The organism is Micromonospora sp. C97, from assembly GCF_018070385.1.
Lineage (GTDB): Bacteria > Actinomycetota > Actinomycetes > Mycobacteriales > Micromonosporaceae > Micromonospora > Micromonospora parva.
Window position 1 is genome coordinate 22,948 of record NZ_JAGPXU010000003.1, and the last position, 20,572, is coordinate 43,519.

Here is a 20,572-nt window from a genome sequence, read left to right on the forward strand (position 1 = left end):
TCACATCTCGGGTTCGACGGCCGGGCAGCTGGCGCCCCGAGCGGGCACCGCCTGATCGATCAGGTAGGCGTCGACGGCTCGTGCCACGCACGGGCTGCTGGTGTAGCTGCCGTGTCCCCACCCGTCATAGGTGAGCAGCGCGCCGTGTCGGCCCAACTGTCGGGCCACGTTGCGCGCCCAGCCGTAGCCGCTGGCCGGGTCGTGCACGGTGGCGGCGAGCAGCAGCGGCACCTCGGTGTGGACCCGGAGCCGATGCTGCGGGTTGGCGACCGGCGTCGGTGTGCCCAGGCAGGTGACCAGGGCGAACAGCGCCGGCGGGTAGCGCAGGTCCGGCGCGAGCCGGGCCGCCCGTCCCAGGTGCCCGACGTACTCCCGGTAGTCCCGGACCGGCAGGTTCCAGTCCTGACAGAAAACCGCGAAGGGGTACGGAGCCACGGCCTCGTCCGCCAGCGGGCGGACGCTGGATGTGGTGGCGGCGCCTTCCAGTCGGACGATCCACTCGGCCAGCTCCGGCCACCGCCAGGTGTCGTAGAGCTTCTTGTGGGCGAGGCGGCTCAACTCGAACGGGGCGAGCGCCGCCCCGGCCCGGTCCGGGTCGGGCAGTGAGCCCCGCTCCGCCCGGGCGTGCAGCCCGGCCCAGCTGGCGCGCACGTCGCGACCGTGCAGGACGCAGTCGACCGAGCGGGCGCACCAGGCCAGGAACTCGTCGAACGCGCCCTCCGCGGTGACAGCCTGGGTGTCCAGGAAGGCGCGGGTGCCGAGGCTGTGATCCATCGACGCCTCCAGCACCATGGCCCGGACCCGGTCGGGGTACAGCTCGGCGTACCGCTGCCCGAGCACTGTGCCGTACGAACTGCCGTGGAAGGTCAGCTGCCGCTCGCCGAGCGCGGCGCGGACCGCGTCCAGGTCACGGGCGGCGCTGGTGCTGTCGACGTGGTCGTAGAGCGCCCCGGTGCGGGCCCGACAGTCGGCGCGCAGCAGCGTGTTGTTGGCCAGGACGGCATCGAACTGGGCCTGGTCGGCGATCAGCTGCGGTTGCCGGGCGAGCAGGTCCCGGGCACAGATCACCGGGTGACTGCCGCCGGTGCCGCGTGGGTCGAAGCTGACGATGTCGAACCGGGCACGCAGGTCGGCACTGAACCGGGAGCTGCCGTTCACCACCCGGTCGACCCCGCTGTCGCCCGGACCTCCGGGGCCGAAGACCAGCGCGCCCTGCCGGGTGGACGGGTCGGCGACCCGGCGGGCCAACGACAGGTCGAAGCGCTCACCCCGGGGCCGGTCCCAGTCCACCGGCAGCGACAGGGTGCCGCACTCGGCGCTGGCGTCCGTGGCGCAGGGCCGCCAGTCGATCGTCGGGGCGGACTGTTGTCGGGCGGCGGCCGGGCTCGCCGGGGTCAGGCCGGCGGCGGTGAGGGCCAGGGCGACCGCCCAGCCCACTGCGGCTTTGCGTACGCGCAGCATGAGGTGCTGTCCTCTCCTCGAAGGAGCGTTGCCGGTGAAACTCGCCCACTGGGCGAGGTGATGCTGCTTCCACCCGGGCCGTCGAGTAGCCGCTCGACGGCCCGGGGCCTCTCGCCCGCCGGGTCAGTCGACCTCGCGCAGGACGCGTTCCAGCGTGGTCATCCGGGTCTCCATCCCGCCGAGCCGGCCATCCATCGCCGCGAGCAGTCGGGTGTTCTCCGCCTGGGCCTGCGCGGCCGTCTCGGCGAGCCGGCGGTAGTCGTCCGCGCGGGCCGCCTCGTACCGGGCCCGCCGGGTCTTGGCGATCTGGACGACGGTCACGGTGACCACGCTGATCAGGAAGCCGAAGATGCCGATCGCGCCGACCACCTCGGTCCAGTCGTGCTCGCTCATCGCGGGGCTCCTGGCTGCTCGCCCGAGTCGGGCACGGTCAGCGTCTCGACGGCCGCCGCGATGACCGCGGGGGTGAGTGTGAGCACGAACGGCTCCACCTCGTAGTAGTTCATGGCCTTCCCGTCCTCCGACAACTCCAGGCGAGCGGTGACCAACCCGGCCGCCGCCAGCTTCCGTAGGTGGACCTGCAACAGCGCCCGGCTGATGCCCAGTTGCCGGGCCAGCCCGCTGACGTACGCACGCTCGCGGGCCAGCGCGGCGACGACCCGCAGTCGGTGCGGGTTGGCCAGGGTGGCCAGCACCCGGACCAGGTCGTCGCCGGTCGGCGGTGGAGCGGTGCTCATAACCAGCCCTTGCACATGCCAAGGAAAGTTAGCAGGTGCCGGCGCGCGGCAGGGTGGGACGAAAGCGGAATCAGGGGGATCTCAGGGTCACGAAAAGGCCCGGACACACAGCACGCCGGGCCGGTGATGATCACCGGCCCGGCGTGCGGGTTACGTCGTACGTCAGCTCTTGAAGGCGTCCTTGATCTTCTCGCCCGCCTGCTTGAGCTTGGCGGTGGACTGGTCAGCGCGACCCTCCGCCTCCAGCTGCTCGTTGTCGGTGGCCCGACCGGCGCCTTCCTTCAGCTTGCCGGTCGCGTCCTCGGTGGCGTTGTTGATCTTGTCGTCGAATCCCATTGCCAACCTCCATTGCCAGCGTCGCTACAACCACAGAGGTACCCCCACTGTCACCGGCTCAACCGTCACCGTCGTCACAGATCGGCAGCGGCCGGACGAAAGCGACGCAGCCGCAGGCTGTTGGCCACCACGAAGACCGACGAGAGCGCCATCGTGGCACCGGCGATCATCGGGTTGAGCAGCCCGGCGGCGGCCAACGGGAGGGCCGCCACGTTGTAGCCGAACGCCCAGAACAGGTTGCCCCGGATGATGCCGAGCGTGCGTCGGGACAACCGGATGGCGTCCACCGCGGCGTCCAGGTCGCCCCGGACCAGGGTGAGGTCAGCCGCCTCGATCGCCACGTCGGTGCCGGTGCCCATGGCCAGCCCCAGATCGGCCTGGGCCAGTGCCGGGGCGTCGTTCACCCCGTCACCCACCATCGCCACCGACCGCCCCTCGGCCTGGAGCCGTTTGACCACGTCGACCTTCCCGGCCGGCAGCACCTCGGCGATCACCTCGTCGACACCCACCTCGGCGGCGACAGCACGAGCCACTGTGGTGTTGTCCCCGGTGAGCAGGACCGGGGTCAGCCCCAGCCCGCGCAGCCGGGCCACCGCCGCCCGGCTGCTCGGCCGAACCACGTCGGCGACCGCGAGCACGCCGCGCGCCCGCCCGTCCCAGCCGGCGACGATCGCCGTCCGGCCGGCGGCCTCCGCGTCACGCACTGCCCACTCGACCTCCGGTGGTACGTCGAACCCGCGCTCGCGCAGCAGCCGCACCCGGCCGACCAGCACGGCCCGGCCGTCGACAGTGCCGGTCACCCCCAACCCTTCGAGGTTGCCGAAGCCGGTCACCGGGGGCAGCACGCCCGCATCGGTGGCCGCGACGGCGACCGCACGGGCGATCGGGTGCTCGGAGGCGGCCTCCACCGCCCCGGCGAGCCGGAGCAGCTCGGCCCGGTCCACACCGCTGGCCGGCACCACGTCCACCAGCGTCATCCGTCCGGTCGTCACGGTGCCGGTCTTGTCGAGCACCACGGTGTCCACCCGGCGGGTCGACTCCAGCACCTCCGGTCCCTTGATCAGCACGCCGAGTTGGGCGCCCCGGCCGGTGCCGACCAGCAGCGCGGTCGGTGTGGCCAGGCCGAGCGCGCACGGACAGGCGATGATCAACACGGCCACGGCGGCGGTGAACGCGGCGGTCGGGCCCGCCCCGGTGCCGAGCCACCAGCCCAGCGTGCCGACGGCGAGGGTGATGACGATCGGCACGAACACTCCGGAGATCCGGTCCGCCAACCGCTGCACCGCCGCCTTGCCGCTCTGCGCCTGCTCCACCAGGTCAGCCATCCGGGCCAGCTGGGTGTCCGCGCCGACCCGGGTGGCAGTGACGATCAGCCGCCCGCCCGCGTTGATCGTCGCGCCCACCACGCCGTCGCCCGGGGCCACCTCGACCGGCACCGACTCACCGGTGAGCATGCTGGCGTCGACAGCCGAGGTGCCCTCGTCGACCACCCCGTCGGTGGCGATCTTCTCGCCGGGGCGGACCACGAACCGGTCGCCGACGACGAGCCGGTCCACCGGGATCAGGGTCTCCACGCCGTCGCGCAGCACCGCCACGTCCTTGGCGCCGAGGTCGAGCAGGGCCCGCAGGGCGGCACCGGCGGTGCGCTTGGACCGGGCCTCGAAGTAGCGGCCGGCCAGGATGAACACGGTGACCCCGGCGGCCGCCTCCAGGTAGATGTTGCCGGCGCCGTCGGTGCGGGTGATGTCGAAGCGGAACGGGTGCGTCATCCCGGGCATCCCCGCGTCACCGAGGAAGAGCGCCCACAGCGACCACCCGAACGCGGCCAACGTGCCGAGCGACACCAGTGTGTCCATCGTGGCCGCGCCGTGCCGCAGGTTCGTCCAGGCGGCCCGGTGGAACGGCAACCCGCCCCAGACCACCACCGGGGCGGCCAGGGTCAGCGACAGCCACTGCCAGTAGTCGAACTGCCAGGCCGGGACCATGGCCAGCAGGACCACCGGCACGCTCAGGGCCACCGAGACCCAGAGCCGGGTACGCGGGCCCCGCAACGGGTCGACCGGAGGCTCCGCGCTGGGCGGGGCCGGCAGCGCCGCCGCGTAACCGGTCTTCTGGACGGTCTCGATCAGGTCGTCCGGCGTGACGTCGTCGGCGTACCGGACTGTCGCCTTCTCGGTGGCGTAGTTGACGGTGGCGCTCACCCCGTCCATCCGGTTGAGCTTCTTCTCGATCCGGGCGGCGCACGCGGCGCAGGTCATCCCACTGATCGCGAGTTCGATCCGGTTCGGCGCCTCGGGCAGCGGTCTGCTGGTGGTGGTCATCGTCTGGTCCCGTCAGTTGTGTCCGTGCCCGGGGGTGCCGTGGTCGGCCGTGCCGGTCGGCGTGGGCCCGCTCGGGCCGCTGACGTCTCCGGCCGGGGCAGCGCCGGCGACGACGGTGAACTCGGCGGTGCGCACCTGCCCGCCGTGCTTGAAGTCGAGGTAGAGCCGGTAGCTGCCGGCCGAGGGCACCTCGGCGAGGAAGGTGACGGCCGGGCCGGGCTGGGTACGCCCGTCGCCTGGCGTCCCGTCCGGGTGCACGTGCAGGTACGCCAGGTCACCCCGGCGCAGCGCCACCAGGTGCCCGTACGCGCCCAGGTAGGGCTCCAGGTCGGTGACCGGCTGCCCGTCCCGGCTGATGCTCAGGGTCAGCGACGACGTGCGGCCCGGCTGCGGCGCACCGGTCAGGGTGACCGTGTAGCCGTCGACGGTGGTGCTGGTCGCCGGGGCGGGCAACGGCCGTTCGGTCAGCTCGCCGGGGACTGTCACGTCGACGCCGAGGGTCAGCGGCTCACCCCCGGTCGGGGTGAAGTCGGCGAACGCCCGCCACTGCCCGGGGCCGGCCACCGGGGTGTCGACCCGCCAGGTGCCGTCCGGGGCCAGCTCGGGGTGGACGTGGCGGAAGCCGGAGAGGTCCCGTCGGGCGACGATCAGGTGCATCTGCTTGTCGTGCGCCACCTCGTACCGGGTGACCGGTCGGCCGTCCGGGCCGGCGATCCGGAAGGCGAACTCGCCGGCCGGGGCGTCGACCGGTTCGAGGGTGTAGCCGTTCTCGGAGACGAGCAGCCCGCCGGGGAGCTGGTCGGCCGCCCCGCCGTGCTCGTCCGCCGGCGGGGCGGCGGCAGTGTCGTGCCGGCTCTCGGCGACCGGGGCGGGGTCGACGACCCGGCCGATCCCGTAGGTGGCGCCGAAGACCGCCGTCAGGCCGACGGCGAACCCGGCCAGTTTCGTCACGGTACGCACGCCGGCCCTCCGATCACGCGTCGACGAGGTCGTAACCGGCCTCGTCGACGGCGGCCCGGACGACGGCGGTGTCCAGCGGCTGATCGCTGCTGACGGTGACCCGGCCGGAGGCGAGGTCGACCTGGACGTCTGACACGCCAGCGATGGCACCGACCTCGGCGCTCACCGCGCTGACGCAGTGCCCACAGGTCATGCCCTGCACCTGGTACGTCGTGTTGACCATCGGATCGTCTCCTTTACGGTACCGGTACCCGGTGGGGGTATCCAACCGGAACACGACCGTACCATACCCCCCAGGGGTACGCTATCCTGGTCGGCATGACCGCACCCACCCCGATCCGCGGATACACCGCCAGCAAGGACCAGCTGCTCGCGCGGCTCCGCCGCGTCGAGGGCCAGGTCCGGGGCATCGAGAAGATGGTCGACGACGACCGCTACTGCATCGACGTGCTCACCCAGATCTCCGCGATCCAGGCCGCCCTCGACAAGGTGGCCCTCGGGCTGCTCGACGGGCACGCCCGGCACTGCATGCACGAGGGCGCCGCCGAGGGCAGGGCCGACGAGATGGCCACCGAGATGATGGCGGCGGTCGGCCGGCTCATGAAGCGCGGCTGACGGGCGTCAGTCCGGCACGGGATAGAGACGGACCCGCCGCAGCAACTGCGCGTTGAGCGCCACCACGATGGTGGACGCCGACATCAGCACGGCGGCCACCGCCGGGCTCAAGGTCACGCCGGCCCCGGCCAGCACCCCGGCGGCCAGCGGCAGCGCCACCACGTTGTAGCCGGCCGCCCAGGCCAGGTTCTGTCGCATCTTCCGGTACGACGCGCGGGACAGCCGGACCACCGCACCCACCCCGCGCGGGTCCGAGGACGCCAGCACCACCCCGGCGGACTCGATCGCCACATCGGTGCCCGCGCCGATGGCGATGCCCACGTCCGCTCGGGCCAGCGCCGGCGCGTCGTTCACCCCGTCGCCCACCATCGCCACCACCAACCCCCGCCGCTGCAGGTCGGCCACCCGATCGTCCTTCTCCGCCGGCAGCACCTCGGCGAAGACCTCGTCGACGCCGGGCCGGAACCCGAGGTCGGCGGCGACCGCCTCGGCCACCGACCGCGCGTCACCGGTGATCATGGCGATGGTGCGGACACCCTCGGCCCGCAGCTCGTCGACGGCGCGCCGGGCCTCCGGACGCACCTCGTCGGTCAGCGCGAACGCACCGAGCACGGCGTCCGGCAGCCGCACCAGGTGCAGCACCGCGGCACCCCGCGCCGACCACCGCCCGGTCGCCACCTCCAGCTCGGCCGGCAACGACACGTCCAGCTCCCGCAGCAGCGTCGGCCCGCCCACCGCGTACCGCGTACCGTCGATGGTCGCCTGCACCCCGCGGCCCGGCAGCGACCGGAATTCGGCGGCACGGGCCGGGCCGGTCGACCCGGCCGCCGCCACTATCGCCCGGGCCAACGGATGTTCGCTCTCCGACTCGACGCCGGCCGCGATCCGCAACACCTCGTCCCGCTCGACGCCAGGCACCGTCACCAGGCCGGTCACCCCGTGCTCGCCCCGGGTCAGGGTGCCGGTCTTGTCGAAGAGCACCGCGCCGACGGTCCGCATCCGTTCCAACGCCAGTCGGTCCTTGACCAGGATCCCGGACCGCGCGGCGAGCGCGGTGGAGAGCGCGACGACCAGGGGGATGGCGAGACCCAGCGCGTGCGGGCAGGCGATCACCAGGACGGTGACCGCACGGACCACCGCCTCGTCCGGCTGACCGAGCGCGGTCCAGACCAGCACGGTCAGCACGGCGGTGCCGGTGGCCAGGTAGAACAGCGCGGCGGCGAACCGGTCGGCCAGCAACTGGGCGCGCCCACCCGAGCCCTGCGCCTGCGCGACCATCCGCTGGATGCCGGCGAGGGCCGTCTGCTCACCCACCGCCTCGACGCGTACCCGGATCGCCGAGTCGGTGGCGACGGTGCCGGCCACCACCCGGTCGCCCGTCGACCGGACGACCGGTCGCGACTCGCCGGTGATCATCGACTCGTCCAGCTCGGCGCCGCCCTCGACGACCCGACCGTCCGCCGGCACCCGACCTCCCGGCCGGACCAGCACCACGTCGCCGATCCGCAGACCGGCCACCGGCACCGCCTCGACCCGACCGTCCGCCGCCACCCGTTCGGCCTCGTCCGGTAGCAGCGCGGCCAACGCCGCCAGCGCCCCCCGGGCCTGCCCGATGGCCTTCATCTCCTGCCAGTGCCCGAGCAGCATGATGGTGACCAGCGCGGCCAACTCCCACCAGAAGTCCAGGTCGAACGCGCCGACGCTGGTCGCCAGGGACGCGGTGTAGGCGACGGTGATCGCCATCGCGACCAGCAGCATCATCCCCGGCGCCCGGTCCCGCACCTCCCGGACCGCGCCGACCAGGAACGGCCAACCGCCCCACCAGAACACCACCGAGCCGAGCACCGGGCCCACCCAGGACCGGCCGGGCACGTCGTCCAAGGCCAGGCCCAGCTGGTCCGACACGAGATGACTCGTCAGCACCACCGGGACGGTCAACACCAGGCAGACCCAGAACCGGCGGCGGAACATCGCCGGATCGTGCCCGGCGTGCTTGTCGTGCCCGGAATGATCGGAATGCCCGGCGGGCCTCTCGTGCGGCACCGGTCCGGCGTGCCGATGGTCGGGGTCGGACGGCGACGGAGCGGGCATAGCTCCAACATGCCGGTCCGAGGGCCGCCACGCGAGCGATTCGGCCACCGACACTCCGCCACGACCTGCGACCCCGCCACCGGCTGGCTAGCATCTCCCCCGATGGCCCTCCGGATGCCGCCGCACAGTCGGGCACTGTCGCCGCCACGACGTGACGTCGGCTCCGACCGGCCGGGCCGAGCACTGACCGTCCGTGATCAAGCGGTCGTCAGGCAGCGAATCGTCCCGCCGACCGCCGCGTTTCCACCGAAACGGTGAACCGCCCGGCTCGCTGACCCGTACCCCGCACCGGATCGTTGGGAGTCTCGCCTTGGGTTCCGACCACACCCGCCCGGCTCCGTCCGCCCCACCGAGGGTGCGACGGATCCTCGTCGTGACGGTGGTACCCCTCTTCGTCGCCACCGTGCTCGCCGCGGTGCTGCTCTGGCCGCGCGGCGGGTCACCGCAGACCGACGGCGGCGCTGACGTGCCGCGCTACCCCGGCACTGTCACCCGGGTGGTGAACGAGCCGTGCCCGCCGGCGCCGTCGGTCCCCGAGGGCACCCCGAGGGTCGGCAACGGACGGTGCGGCACCGTCGACGTCCGGGTGGACGACGGGCCGACCGCCGGCCAGCAGGTACGGACGCCGGTGCCGGACGGTCCCGGCGCACCCCGGGTCGAGGTCGGCGACGAGGTCATCCTGGTCGAGCTGACCGATCCCACCGATCCCAGCACCAGCAACTGGAACATCGCCGAGCACCAACGCGGCACCCCGATGATCTGGCTGGCGGTGGTCTTCGCGGCCGCGATCGTCGCGTTCGGTCGGTGGCGGGGTCTGGCAGCGCTCGCCGGACTGGCCGCCAGCTTCGCCATCCTGCTCACCTTCGTGCTGCCGGGTATCGGTGCCGGCAGGTCACCCCTGCTGGTGGCGGTGGTCGGCGCCGCCCTGATCATGTTCGTGGTGCTCTATCTGACGCACGGGGTCACCGCACAGACCTCGGTCGCCGTGCTCGGCACCCTGGGCAGCCTGGTGCTGACCGGCGTACTCGCCACCATCGCCACGGCCGCCACCCACCTCACCGGCTTCGGCAGCGAAGACGCCACCACCCTGTCGATGTTCCAGGGCGACGTCGACCTGCACGGACTGCTGCTCGCCGGGATCATCATCGGATCGCTCGGGGTGCTCGACGACGTGACGGTCACCCAGGCGGCCACCGTCACCGAACTGGCCAACGCCAACCCCGGCCTCACCCGGTTGCAGCTGTACCGGGCGGCCACCCGGGTCGGCCGCGCGCACATCGCCTCCACTGTCAACACCATCGTTCTGGCGTACGCGGGCGCGTCGCTGCCCCTGCTGCTCCTGCTCACCGCCGACGCGCGACCGATCGGGCAGATCCTCACCAGTGAGTTCCTCGCCCAGGAGATCGTCCGTAGCGCGGTCGCCACCCTCGGTCTGATCGCCGCCGTGCCGCTGACCACCGGGCTGGCCGCGGTGGTGACCGCCGCCGGGCGTACCGACGCCGTGCCGCCGGCCGACGCTCCCGCCGCGCGCCCCCAGCCGGACCGCAGCGAGGCACTCGCCGCCCTCAGCTCACCGCGAACGGCCGGCTCCAACGAGCCGGACCGGCAGCGGGCCGCACCCCCACCCGAGGCCGCCGACCGGTGGCCGGAGTCGAACAGGAGCACGGATACGGCATGGTGACACTCCTCAGCGTGACCAGATCGGGCAACCACCCTGAGAACCACGTCACTGGTCACTCAACGCTATGGCGAAATGACGCTTTTGGTCGGCATCCAGGCGTAGCTCAGCCGGTCGACTCTCGGGTAACCTCGCTGCCGGTCACCGATGAAGGCGCGAAGCGGCGCCTGCGGTGCCACCGCCCAATCGCCAACCGGCGAGCCGGGGACCCAGGTACGTGGGGTGAATCCGCGTCAGCGGTAGGGGCCGCTTCCGCCCCGAACCCGTCAGCTAACCCGGTCGGCGGTCGACGGAAGGGAACATTGTGACGGCACCCCTACGCCGCTGGTTGACACCCGTGGTGGCCGTGATCGCCGCACTGACCGTGTTCGCCGGGCCACTCCCGGCGCACGCCGCCCCGACGAACCCCACACCGTCCGGGCACGAGGAGGACGGCGAGCCCAAGCTGCTCAACGACGTCATCGAGCAGGCCAACCGCGACTACTCCGCCGCCAAGTCCAAGCTGGACAAATCCAAGAAGCGGCAGAGCGAGTTGGCGGCCGAGGTCGACCGGGCCAACGCCGACCTGGCCGCACTGGCCCCGCAGGTCGGGCAGATCGCCGCCCAGGCCTACCGGACCGGCCGGATCGGCGCGATCGCGATGCTGCTGGAGAGCGACGCCCCCGACTCGTTCGTCCAGCGCGCCGCGGTGCTCGACGAGATGAACATGGTCAACGAGAAGAAGCTCTCCGAGGTCAACGAGGTGAAGGCCCGCGCCGAGCAGGCCAAGCTGGCCCTCGACACCGAGGTCCGCGAGCAGCAGAAGCAGACCGCCCTGATGGCGAAGCGGAAGAGCGAGGCCGACAAGGCGCTCTCCCTCGTCGGCGGCAAGGGCTTCACCGGCGGCCTGGTGGACGCCACCTCCCCGGTCGCGAAGATCGGCCCGGGTCGCACCGCCGACGGCGACTGGAAGCCCCAGTCGTGCAGCGAGAACGACCCCACCACGTCCGGCTGCGTCACCCCCCGCACGCTGCACGCGTACAAGGAGGTCAAGCGGGCCGGCTTCAACCGGTTCGTCGGCTGCTACCGCCCCGGCGGGCCGTGGGAGCACCCGAAGGGCCGCGCCTGCGACTGGTCGCTGCAGAAGAGCGGCTTCTCCCCGTGGCACAACAACGACACCCGGACGTACGGCAACAACGTCGCCGCGTTCCTCATCCGTAACGCCGACCGGCTCGGCATCTACTACGTGATCTGGAACCGGCAGATCTGGTTCCCGGCCACCGGCTGGAGTTCGTACAGCGGGCCGTCGAACCACACCGACCACGTCCACATGTCGCTGCTCTGACCCGTACGACCCCGGTTGAGGGCCGTTCCGCGTGACGCGGAGCGGCCCTCGTCATGTCACACGGTGGCAGGGGCAGCCGGGTCGGCCGGGGTGTCCAGCGTCGCGAAGCCAGCCGGCACGGCGGCAACCGGGCGTACCGCCCCGGCGGCCAGCCGGTAGGACATCCCCACCACCGCGCACCGCCCCCGGGCCACCTCGTCGGCCAGCACCGGGGACTGCCCGAGCAACGTCTCGACGGTCTGTGCGATGTGGATGTCGACGATGCCGTCGATGTCGTCCACGCCCTCAGCCTCGGCCCGGCGAAGGCTGGGCAGCACGGCGTCGACCACCGCGCCCAGGTGGCCGCTCGGCGCGGTGCCGGTCGCGGCGGACTCCCGGGCGGCCTGCACCGCACCGCACAGGTCGTGACCGAGCACCACCACCAGCGGAGTGCCGAGCACTGTCACCGCGTACTCGACGCTGCCGAGCACCTCCGGGCCGGCGGTGTGCCCGGCCGTGCGGACCACGAACAGGTCACCCAACCCGCGGTCGAAGATGATCTCGGCGGCCAGCCGGGAGTCGGAGCAGCCGACGATCACCGCGAACGGGTGCTGCCCGTCGGCGACGGCGGCCCGGTGCCCGGCGTCCTGGTTGGGATGGTGTGGCGCGCCGCCGACGAAGCGTCGATTGCCGGCGACCAGTTCGGCGTACGCCCGGCTCGGCTCACTGAGCACTGGCGCTCGATCGGTGGTCCGCTGCGTACCCGGCTGACCACCGGCGTTCCCGGCATGACTCATCCCGCACCTCGTCTCGACGCATCTCACCTGGTCAGACCGACTTTCCGCCGACCGGGCGGCGGGCGCTCAGTCGCGCTCCACCGTCACACGCACGCTAAGATGCGTCAAGGTATGCGTGATTTAGATTTCATACGTTGACCCCGGTCGCCCCCTGGGCAACCCTCCCAGGGCGGGGCGGACAAGACTCTCCGCGAGCAGGCGGACATCCGGAAGGGCGGTCAACGATGGCGAGCACTGTGACGGGCGACACCGACGGCGGGCGGAACTGGACGTTCCTCACCAATCACGGGCACGTCCTGCTGGCCATCGCCCGCAATCCCACCGCCCGGCTACGCGACGTCGCGGCCGAGGTCGGGGTCACCGAACGCGCCGCGCAGGCGATCGTGGCCGACCTGGAGGCGGGCGGCTACCTGCACCGCACCCGCGTCGGACGACGCAACGAGTACACCCTCAACCCGGCCGGCCGGTTCCGGCACCCGGCCGAGGCCGACCGACAGGTCGGCGACCTGCTCGCGCTGTTCGCCGACACCCCCACCGCGAAAGCGAACCCCCGGGCCTGACCTCGTCACCGGGGGCCGCTGCCCGACGGCAGCGGCGGTAACCTTTGCGGGTGCGCGAATGCCCGCCGTTGAGCGCGACCTCGTCCCGACGTGCCCTTCGCGGCGTCCTCAGTGGAACGCTGGCGGCAGTGCTCGGCGCTGGCCTGGTGGCACCCTCCCCCGCGGCGGCGGCACCGCCGCTGTGCGGTCCCCCCGGCTCCGACGGCCTGACCCAGATGCCGTGGGCGCTACGCCGCCTGGAGCCGTCCTCGGCGTGGCCGCTGTCCCGGGGCGCCGGGGTCACGGTGGCCGTGATCGACTCCGGAGTCTCCGCCGCCCACCCGCTCCTCAAGGGGCAGGTCCTCGAGGGTCGCGACTTCAACGGCCTACCGGCCCGGCAGGGCCAGTGCGACGAGGCCGGGCACGGCACGCTGATCGCCGGCATCATCGCGGGCCGGGAGGGCACTGTCGTCCCCTTCACCGGCATCGCCCCGGCCGCCCGCATCCTGCCGATCCGGGTGCTGCCACAGCTCGGGGCGGTAAGCGATCCGCAACTCCCCGCCCAGATCGCGGCAGCCATCGACTGGGCGGTCGCGCAGGGCGCCGACGTGATCAACCTGTCCCTCACGACGATTCCCCGCCCCGAGCTGACGGCGGCCGTCGAGCGGGCGCTGGACAAGGGCGTGGTGCTGGTCGCCGCCGCCGGCAACCGGTCGGAGGATTCCCAGAACCTGCCGGGCTACCCGGCCGCGTATCCCGGAGTGATCGCCGTCGGTGGCGTGGACGAGCAGGGCAGCCACGTCGGCACCTCGATCAGCGGCGACTACGTCGACATCGCCGCACCGGGAATGAACATCGTCGGGCCGGCGCCCGGAAACAGCGGCTACCGCACCGTGCCGGAGGGCGGGACCAGCTACGCGGCCGCGTACGTCTCGGGAGTGGCCGCGCTGGTCCGGGCCGCCTACCCGAGTCTCAACCCGCAGCAGGTCGCGGATCGGCTGAAGCGCACCGCGGACAACCCACCCGAGGGTCAGAACGCCGACATCGGCCACGGGATGGTCAACCCGTACCGGGCGGTGTCGAGCCTGCTCGGCACCCGGACGAACCCGCCCATCGGCGCGCTGCCGGCGCCAGCCGTGCGGGACGACCCGCTGAGCTGGCAGCGCCCCACCGCGATCTGGGCGGCGGTCATCGGCGCGCTGCTCGCCGGGCTGCTGCTGGTCGCCCGGCCGATCATGACCCGGGGCCGCCGACGCGACTGGCGCCCCGGCCGACGCACCGACGCACCGACCGCCGGTTGAGCGGCGCACCGCGACGCGGTGCCGACGCCCACACACAAAGCGGCTCCGGGCCGGGCGAACCGGACCGGAGCCGCCTGTGCGAATGCCTCAGCTCCACACCTTGGAGTTGCTCATCTCCGTGGTGAGGTAGTTCTCCCGGGCGATGCCCACGGCACCACCGATCTCGTTCAGGATCCGGTTGATGTCCCGGACCGCGGCGTCCCACTTCGCCTGGTGCTGCTCGTAGGCAACCCGGTCCTCGCCGTCCCAGTGCAGCTTGGTCAGCATCGACCGCAGCGTGTCGAGCTTTTCCTCGAGGGTCTTCGAGATGGCCTGCATCTGCTGGTTGCTGCTCTCGAGGACCGCATAGTCAACTTTGATCGTCACGATTTCCTCCTCTGCCGGCTACGGATCACGGGTTGAGAGCAGAGTGGAACTTGTCCAGCATCTGCTGCTGCTCCTCGTCGTTGACCTGGTGCGTCGTACCCGACTTGTCGAGCAGGTCAGCGATGCTGTCCATCGCCGTCAGCAGTTTGACGGTGTCCTCGTTCCAGCGCGTCATCAGCGACTGGAAGCCCGTGGACGCCTGACCCTTCCACGCGATGGCCAGGTCGTCGACGACGTTCCACAGCTTCTTCAGCTCACCGTCGACCTCGCTGCGCGTGGACCGCACGTCACTCGCGGCGGTATGCAGAGTCGCAGCTTCGACCTCGAACGCCATGCTTCACACCCTTCCGTCTGTTGTGGTGGCGGCTTCGCCGCATCCCTCCCCCGCGGCAAGGCAGCAACACCCCACCGACGGACACTCCTGTGAAGACCGTAGCGGAACCTGTCCAGCCCTCGCAGCCCTGGCCGGTGCCGTTCGATGGATGGTGGTGAATCGGGCCGGGACAGCCCATCACCCCCCACCGAACGGCCGACCGCGCTCAGGCTGGCTCAGACCAGGCGGTCTGGATCAACTGCTGGCCGTCGCGACGACGGACCAGGGTGCCCCGGCCGGGCGGTTGCGGGCTCGGCCGCAACGTGCCGAAGACCGCCCCCTCCTCCCGGTTGCCGGACATCAGCAGGCCCGGCGAGTCCAGCTCACGCAGCCGTTGCAGCACCGGCTCGTAGAGCGCCCTGGACACACCGCCGACCCGGCGCGTGATGATCAGGTGCAGACCGATGTCACGGGCCTGCGGCAACAACTCCTGCAGGGCACTGAGCGGGTTGCTCCCGCCGGAGGCCACCAGGTCGTAGTCGTCCACCAGGATGTACAGATCCGGGCCCTTCCACCAGCTCCGGTCGCGCAGCTGGGCGGTCGTCACGTCCGGGCCGGGCAGCCGGTTGGACAGCGCGCTGCGGATCGACCCGAGCCCCTGGGCGAACGCCTGGTTCGACGGCGCGTAGTCGAGCAGGTGGTCACCCTCCACCGCCCCCAGCAGGCCGCGCCGGTAGTCGGCGATCACCAACCGGGCCTGCGCCGGGGTGTACCGCTCGGTGATCCCCCGGGCGATCAGGCGCAGCAGGTTGGTCTTGCCGCACTCCGCGTCGCCGAAGACCGTCAGGTGCGGCTCGTTGGCCAGGTCCAGGTAGACCGGCGCGAGCGCCGACTCGTTGACACCGACCGGGATCCCGGGCGCCGACCGGTCGATGATCCGGGCCAGTTCCGCCACCGGCAGGCGGCGGGGCAGCAACCGCACCTTCGGCGCGGGACGACCCGGCCAGTTCGCCGCCACGTGCCCGGCCAGGGACACCGAGGCCTCGCTCAGATCGTCGATGTCGCGACGCCCGTCGATCCGCGAGATGGCGGTGAGGAAGTGCAGCTTGTCGCGGGTCAGACCCCGACCGGGTGACTTCTCCGGCACGTTGTTCGCCGCGCGGCGGTCGATCTCGGACTCCGACGCGTCACCGAGGCGCAGCTCCAACTTGGTGCCGAGCAGGTCCCGCATGTTGATCCGGATCTCCGCCCACCGCACGGCGGTGAGCACCACGTGCACACCGAAGCCGAGGCCCCGGTTGGCCAACGTGGTGATGGTCTGCTCCAGCTCCTCGTACTCCTGGCGCAGCGTGTTCCAGCCGTCCACCACCAGGAACACGTCGCCGAACGGGTCGTCGGCGAACTCGCCAGCGGCCCGACGACGGCGGTAGCTCGCCACCGAGTCGATGCCGTGCTGGGCGAACCGGCCCTCCCGCTCGTCCAGCACCGCGACCACCTCGGCCACCGTCCGGCGGACCGCCTCGACGTCGCGTCGGCCGGCCACCCCGGCCATGTGCGGCAGCCGCTCCATGCTGCGCAGCGCGCCCCCGCCGAAGTCCAGGCAGAAGAACTGCACCTCGCGTGGCGTGTGCGTGAGGGCCAGCGAGGCGAGCAGCGTACGCAGCATCGTGCTCTTGCCACTGAGCGACCGACCGACGATGACCACGTTGCCGCCGGCCCCGGCCAGCTCGACCATCATCGGGTCCCGACGCTGCTCGTAGGGGCGGTCCACCACACCGACCGGCACGGTCAGCCGCCCGCGCCCGGGCCAGGACGCGGTGCACAGCCCGTAGGTCGGGTCGACCGCCAGCGGGCCGAGCAGCTCACCCAGACCCGGCGGGTCGGCCAGCGGCGGCAGCCACACCTGGTGGGCCGGGCGGCCCCGACCCTTGAGCTGGTCGATCAGCACGTCGAGCATCGCCACGGCCTTGCCGTCGGCCGGCTGCTCCGGCTCCGGGGCGGTGTCCACCGGCACCTGCGGGACCTGCACCGGAACGAAGTCGAGGCCGTACGGCACGATCCGCCGCTGCACCAGCGCCTGCGAAGCGGATGCCTGCTGCCCCGGGGCGCGGTACGCCCCCGACACGTACGCGGCCCGGAACCGCAGCATGGTGCTGGTGTCCGTCTTCAGGTAGCCGTGGCCCGGCGCGTTCGGCAGCTCGTACGCGTCCGGCACGCCGAGCACGATCCGGCTCTCCACAGCGGAGAACGTCCGCAGACCGATCCGGTACGACAGGTGCGTGTCGAGGCCCCGCAGCTTGCCCTCTTCGAGGCGCTGGCTGGCCAGCAGCAGGTGCACGCCGAGGGACCGCCCCAACCGGCCGATCATCACGAACAGGTCGATGAAGTCCGGTTTGGCGGCGAGCAGTTCGCTGAACTCGTCACAGATGATCAACAAGCTGGGCATCGGGTCCAGCGGCTCACCGGCCGACCGCGCCTTCTCGTACTCGAAACGGGAGACGTAGTTGCCGGCCGCCCGCAGCAGCTCCTGCCGGCGCACCATCTCGCCGGCGAGGGCGTCGCGCATCCGGTCGACAAGCGGCAGCTCGTCGGCCAGGTTGGTGATCACCGCGCTGGTGTGCGGCAGCGCCTCCAGCGAGGCGAAGGTCGCACCGCCCTTGAAGTCCACCAGGACGAAGTTCAGCTCCTCCGACGAGTGGGTCACCGCCAACGCGGCCACCACCGTCCGCAGCAGCTCACTCTTGCCGGAACCGGTGGCCCCGATCACCAGACCGTGCGGGCCCATGCCCTCGTGCGCCGACTCCTTGAAGTCGAGCTCGACCACGTTGCCGTCCGGGCCGACACCGAGGGGGATGCGCAGCCGGTCACGGTGACCACGCGGACGCCAGGTGTTCTGCACGTCCACCGCGGCGGCGTCACCGACGCCGAGCAGGTCCGGCAGCTCCGTGCTGCGCGCCAACGGCTCGTCGCCACCGGTCTGCTGCTGCGAGAGCCGGAACGGGGCGATCTGTCGGGCCAGCCCCTCGGCGGCCTCGGCGCTGAGCCGGTCAGGCCGGCCCAACGTCGACGACGAGCTGCCCCGGACCAGGTCGAGTGAGCTTCCGTCGCCCACGTCGAGGCAGAGCAGCCATCGGCCGGCGTCGCGCGGCACCGTCCCGGAGAGGTCGATCACCGTGGTGCCGAGCAACCCCGGGCCCACCAGCTGACAGGTCGGTGAGATCTCCCCGCCGTCGATCACCACGATCAGGTGCGGGGCAGTGGTCAGCGGCTTCGCCTCCGGCGCGAACCGGGGCCGCCCGGTCAGCTCGGCGCTGAGCGCCGCCTCGGCCTCGGCCAGGCTGGCGAAGACCAGCCGGCGGGCGCCGGCCGCGTCCGTACGACCGCTGTGGTGGGCGTGCGGCAGCCACTTGACCCAGCCCCAGGACGTCTGCCGGTCGGGTGCGGCAACCACCGCGATCACCAGGTCGTCCGGCGCGTGGAAGGTGGCCAGCTGCCCCAGCGCCGCCCGGGTCAGATCGAGCACGGGCTCGCGGTCGCCGCGCAGCACCACCCGGCTGAACGCGCGCACCGACAGCGCCGTGGGCAGGTCGGGCACTGTGGAGTGGGCGCGGACGAACCGGCGAAGCGCGATGGCGCTCATCGGCTCCAGGTCCTCCACCGGCTTCGTCTCCGGCGGGACGATCTCCACGGCGAGCCGCTGCGGGCCGAGGGCGATCCGGGTCTCCCCGAAGTCGTCCTCGGTGATCCGTCGCTCCCAGAGTCGCCGGGACGCGGCGATCGACCAGAGCGCGTCGGGCTCCGGGTGCCGCCAGGCCATCGCCGCCCGCTGCTGCTCGGCGGCCCGCCGGGTGCGCTTGCGCATCTGCGCCAGGTAGCGCATGTAGTCGCGGCGGTCGGCGTTCAGCTCGGCCTTGTCCTTGCCACCGTTGTTCGCCAGCGAACCGATCGCCATGCCGAGCATCGAGACACCGAACAGACCACCGGCGACGTACGTCATCATGCCGCCGCCCTTGCCGGCGTAGAGGAACGCCATGGCACCGACCCCGCAGAACATCGGCAGGATCATGAGCAGCTGCCCCATCCCCCGGGGCGTCGGCTCGGGCAGCTCGGGAGGTGACTCCAGCAGCACCTCGCCGCGCGGCAGGGCCGGCCCCGGCTGACGCGGGAGCCGACGGAACACCACAGTGCTCACGGCTGTTTCCTCCCCAGAAGCGGCCCTGATGACGTGCCGCCGCGGAACACCGCCCGCGGGTGGGCATCGTACGTGCCCGTCATCGTAGGTAATCTGCCGTGTGCGCGGTGGACCCGGACCGCAGCATCACAGCCAGCCAATCACAGACGCACCTGGAGGCCACTGTGGCGACGAAGACGGCGACCGGCGGTCTGAGCCGGATCACCATCGTGGCTCCGCGTACCCGGATGGACCTGGCGCTGCCGTCGGACGTGCCGATGGCCGACCTGCTGCCCACCCTGCTGCGCTACGCGGGCGAGGACATGGCCGACGAGGGTGCGCGGCACGGCGGCTGGGCACTGTCCCGGTTGGGCGGTGCGCCCCTCGACGGTGGTCGTACCGCGGCGCAGCTCAGCGTCCGCGACGGTGAGGTGCTCTACTTCAACCCCCGCTCCGACGCCGCACCGGAGATCGTCTTCGACGACGTGGTGGACGCGGTCGCCACCGCGACCAACCAGCGCCCCGGCGCCTGGCAGGTCGGCGCGACCCGTTCCTTCGCCGTGATCTTCGCGGCGGCGGCGCTCGGCGCCGGCGCGGTGGCCGCCCTGTTCGCCGGCCCGCCGCACCTGCCCGGCGCGGTGGCCGCGCTGCTGGTCGCGGTAGCGCTGCTGGTGGGCGCCGCAGTGCTGTCCCGGGCCGCCGGGGACAGCGGCACCGGCGCGGTGCTGGCCATGATCGGCCTGGTGCACGCGGCCACCGGCGGCCTGCTGCTGCTCGCCGGCGACCGATCGCTGACCGAGCTGGACAGTCCGCACGTCCTGCTCGCGGCAACCGCGGCGGTGGTGGCCGGCGCGGTGGCCGTGCTGGCGGTCGGCGACCGGTACCCGCTGTTCTTCGCCACGATCGGGGTCGCGGCCGCGACCGGCCTGGGCGCGGTGCTCTGCCTGGTCCTCGACCTCGACGCGGCGGCCTCCGCCGCGGTGATCGCCGCGGTGGCGTTCGGCGTCGTTCCGGCGCTGCCGATGATGGCCTACCGGCTGGCCCGGCTGCCGGTGCCGTCCATCCCGACCGGCCCGGAGGACCTGAAGACCGACAGCGAGTCGGTGGACGGTCGGCAGGTGCTCCAGCAGAGTGAGCGCGCCGACGAGTTCCTGACCGGCCTGCTGTGGACGGTCGCCGTGCTGGTGCTGGGCGCACAGATCGTGCTGGCCCTGGACGGGCGGCTGCCGGCGGTGTTGCTGTGCCTGGTGCTGGCCCTGCTGGCGCTGCTGCGGGCTCGCCCCCTGCTGGGCCGGGCCCAGCGCACCCCGGTGCTGCTGGCCGGCACCGTGGGTCTGGGTCTGGCCGCCGCGACCACCTTCGCCGGTGGGTCGCTGCCGGTCCGGCTCGGCCTGATCCTGGGCGGGCTGGTGCTGGCCGCGGTGATCAGCCTGATCTACGGTCTGAGCGTCGCCGGCAAGCGCATCTCCCCGGTCTGGGGCCGCCTGCTCGACATCGTCGAGATCCTGCTCATCATCTCGCTGGTGCCGCTCGCCTTCTGGGTCTGCGGCCTCTACGGCTGGATCGTCAACCTCCGACCCTGA

The 20,572-nt window shown here is 72.4% G+C and carries 18 protein-coding genes and 1 riboswitch; of the genes, 6 read left to right on the forward strand and 12 right to left on the reverse strand.

The features are described from left to right. From KBX26_RS06445 to KBX26_RS06475, 7 genes are all read right to left on the reverse strand, one after another. Positions 1–1,461 carry an alpha/beta hydrolase gene (locus KBX26_RS06445; RefSeq protein ID WP_210864949.1) on the reverse strand — a complete coding sequence of 487 codons (1,461 nt, stop codon included), beginning with the start codon at positions 1,459–1,461 and terminating at the stop codon, positions 1–3. A 123-nt stretch (positions 1,462–1,584) separates the two neighbouring features. After that, positions 1,585–1,854 carry a hypothetical protein gene (locus tag KBX26_RS06450; RefSeq protein WP_030329531.1) on the reverse strand — a complete coding sequence of 90 codons (270 nt, stop codon included), beginning with the start codon at positions 1,852–1,854 and terminating at the stop codon, positions 1,585–1,587. Continuing rightward, a complete protein-coding gene (locus KBX26_RS06455; protein WP_030329532.1) occupies positions 1,851–2,198 on the reverse strand; it encodes an ArsR family transcriptional regulator in 348 nt (115 codons plus the stop codon). The genes KBX26_RS06450 and KBX26_RS06455 overlap by 4 nt, the downstream gene beginning before the upstream one ends. 162 nt (positions 2,199–2,360) lie before the next feature. Continuing rightward, the gene (locus KBX26_RS06460) at positions 2,361–2,534 is read right to left on the reverse strand and encodes a CsbD family protein (RefSeq protein WP_036410891.1); all 174 of its coding nucleotides are present in this window, start codon (positions 2,532–2,534) and stop codon (positions 2,361–2,363) included. Positions 2,535–2,608: 74 nt separating this feature from the next. Continuing rightward, the gene (locus KBX26_RS06465) at positions 2,609–4,855 is read right to left on the reverse strand and encodes a cation-translocating P-type ATPase (RefSeq protein WP_030329534.1); all 2,247 of its coding nucleotides are present in this window, start codon (positions 4,853–4,855) and stop codon (positions 2,609–2,611) included. A gap of 12 nt (positions 4,856–4,867) precedes the next feature. Next, complete coding sequence (locus KBX26_RS06470) at positions 4,868–5,815, reverse strand: hypothetical protein (RefSeq protein ID WP_210864950.1); 948 nt, start codon at positions 5,813–5,815, stop codon at positions 4,868–4,870. A 13-nt stretch (positions 5,816–5,828) separates the two neighbouring features. Further along, on the reverse strand, positions 5,829–6,038 hold the full coding sequence (locus KBX26_RS06475; RefSeq protein ID WP_030329539.1) for a heavy-metal-associated domain-containing protein: 210 nt from the start codon (positions 6,036–6,038) through the stop codon (positions 5,829–5,831). Positions 6,039–6,133: 95 nt separating this feature from the next. Between KBX26_RS06475 and KBX26_RS06480 the strand changes: the two genes are divergently transcribed. Continuing rightward, a complete protein-coding gene (locus KBX26_RS06480; RefSeq protein WP_030329541.1) occupies positions 6,134–6,430 on the forward strand; it encodes a metal-sensitive transcriptional regulator in 297 nt (98 codons plus the stop codon). 6 nt (positions 6,431–6,436) lie between these two features. Here the strand turns inward: KBX26_RS06480 and KBX26_RS06485 are convergent, their stop codons facing one another. After that, complete coding sequence (locus KBX26_RS06485) at positions 6,437–8,521, reverse strand: copper-translocating P-type ATPase (protein WP_247680293.1); 2,085 nt, start codon at positions 8,519–8,521, stop codon at positions 6,437–6,439. Between the two features lie 310 nt (positions 8,522–8,831). On the opposite strand from KBX26_RS06485, the gene KBX26_RS06490 reads away from it, so the two are divergent. Continuing rightward, positions 8,832–10,202 (forward strand): YibE/F family protein, encoded by a 1,371-nt coding sequence (locus KBX26_RS06490; RefSeq protein ID WP_210864951.1) that lies wholly within the window; start codon positions 8,832–8,834, stop codon positions 10,200–10,202. Between the two features lie 166 nt (positions 10,203–10,368). Continuing rightward, a riboswitch (cyclic di-AMP (ydaO/yuaA leader) is annotated at positions 10,369–10,499 on the forward strand. A gap of 4 nt (positions 10,500–10,503) precedes the next feature. Continuing rightward, the gene (locus KBX26_RS06495) at positions 10,504–11,523 is read left to right on the forward strand and encodes a hypothetical protein (RefSeq protein ID WP_030329547.1); all 1,020 of its coding nucleotides are present in this window, start codon (positions 10,504–10,506) and stop codon (positions 11,521–11,523) included. 56 nt (positions 11,524–11,579) lie between these two features. On the opposite strand, the gene KBX26_RS06500 is transcribed toward KBX26_RS06495, so the two are convergent. Then, positions 11,580–12,299 (reverse strand): carbonic anhydrase, encoded by a 720-nt coding sequence (locus KBX26_RS06500; protein WP_210864952.1) that lies wholly within the window; start codon positions 12,297–12,299, stop codon positions 11,580–11,582. 224 nt (positions 12,300–12,523) lie between these two features. On the opposite strand from KBX26_RS06500, the gene KBX26_RS06505 reads away from it, so the two are divergent. Both KBX26_RS06505 and mycP read left to right on the forward strand, forming a co-directional pair. After that, positions 12,524–12,859 (forward strand): MarR family winged helix-turn-helix transcriptional regulator, encoded by a 336-nt coding sequence (locus KBX26_RS06505; RefSeq protein WP_030329551.1) that lies wholly within the window; start codon positions 12,524–12,526, stop codon positions 12,857–12,859. A gap of 50 nt (positions 12,860–12,909) precedes the next feature. Continuing rightward, positions 12,910–14,139, forward strand: a complete 1,230-nt coding sequence (gene mycP, locus KBX26_RS06510) for a type VII secretion-associated serine protease mycosin (protein ID WP_245233544.1) — start codon at positions 12,910–12,912, stop codon at positions 14,137–14,139. An 87-nt stretch (positions 14,140–14,226) separates the two neighbouring features. On the opposite strand, the gene KBX26_RS06515 is transcribed toward mycP, so the two are convergent. The 3 genes from KBX26_RS06515 to KBX26_RS06525 all read right to left on the reverse strand — a co-directional run bounded on the left by KBX26_RS06515 (position 14,227) and on the right by KBX26_RS06525 (position 19,010). Continuing rightward, entirely contained in the window at positions 14,227–14,505 is a 279-nt protein-coding gene (locus KBX26_RS06515) for a WXG100 family type VII secretion target (RefSeq protein WP_030329555.1), read from the reverse strand. Between the two features lie 25 nt (positions 14,506–14,530). After that, the gene (locus KBX26_RS06520; protein WP_030329557.1) at positions 14,531–14,839 is read right to left on the reverse strand and encodes a WXG100 family type VII secretion target; all 309 of its coding nucleotides are present in this window, start codon (positions 14,837–14,839) and stop codon (positions 14,531–14,533) included. Between the two features lie 205 nt (positions 14,840–15,044). After that, positions 15,045–19,010 carry a type VII secretion protein EccC gene (locus KBX26_RS06525; RefSeq protein ID WP_030329559.1) on the reverse strand — a complete coding sequence of 1,322 codons (3,966 nt, stop codon included), beginning with the start codon at positions 19,008–19,010 and terminating at the stop codon, positions 15,045–15,047. 164 nt (positions 19,011–19,174) lie between these two features. Between KBX26_RS06525 and eccD the strand changes: the two genes are divergently transcribed. After that, on the forward strand, positions 19,175–20,572 hold the full coding sequence (gene eccD, locus KBX26_RS06530) for a type VII secretion integral membrane protein EccD (protein ID WP_030329561.1): 1,398 nt from the start codon (positions 19,175–19,177) through the stop codon (positions 20,570–20,572).

Coding starts and splice junctions, on each gene's coding strand:
- KBX26_RS06445 (WP_210864949.1), bottom strand. CDS start 1,461: ATGCTGCGCGTACGCAAAGCCGCAGTGGGCTGGGCGGTCGCCCTGGCC.
- KBX26_RS06450 (WP_030329531.1), bottom strand. CDS start 1,854: ATGAGCGAGCACGACTGGACCGAGGTGGTCGGCGCGATCGGCATCTTC.
- KBX26_RS06455 (WP_030329532.1), bottom strand. CDS start 2,198: ATGAGCACCGCTCCACCGCCGACCGGCGACGACCTGGTCCGGGTGCTG.
- KBX26_RS06460 (WP_036410891.1), bottom strand. CDS start 2,534: ATGGGATTCGACGACAAGATCAACAACGCCACCGAGGACGCGACCGGC.
- KBX26_RS06465 (WP_030329534.1), bottom strand. CDS start 4,855: ATGACCACCACCAGCAGACCGCTGCCCGAGGCGCCGAACCGGATCGAA.
- KBX26_RS06475 (WP_030329539.1), bottom strand. CDS start 6,038: ATGGTCAACACGACGTACCAGGTGCAGGGCATGACCTGTGGGCACTGC.
- KBX26_RS06480 (WP_030329541.1), top strand. CDS start 6,134: ATGACCGCACCCACCCCGATCCGCGGATACACCGCCAGCAAGGACCAG.
- KBX26_RS06485 (WP_247680293.1), bottom strand. CDS start 8,521: ATGCCCGCTCCGTCGCCGTCCGACCCCGACCATCGGCACGCCGGACCG.
- KBX26_RS06500 (WP_210864952.1), bottom strand. CDS start 12,299: ATGAGTCATGCCGGGAACGCCGGTGGTCAGCCGGGTACGCAGCGGACC.
- KBX26_RS06505 (WP_030329551.1), top strand. CDS start 12,524: ATGGCGAGCACTGTGACGGGCGACACCGACGGCGGGCGGAACTGGACG.
- KBX26_RS06520 (WP_030329557.1), bottom strand. CDS start 14,839: ATGGCGTTCGAGGTCGAAGCTGCGACTCTGCATACCGCCGCGAGTGAC.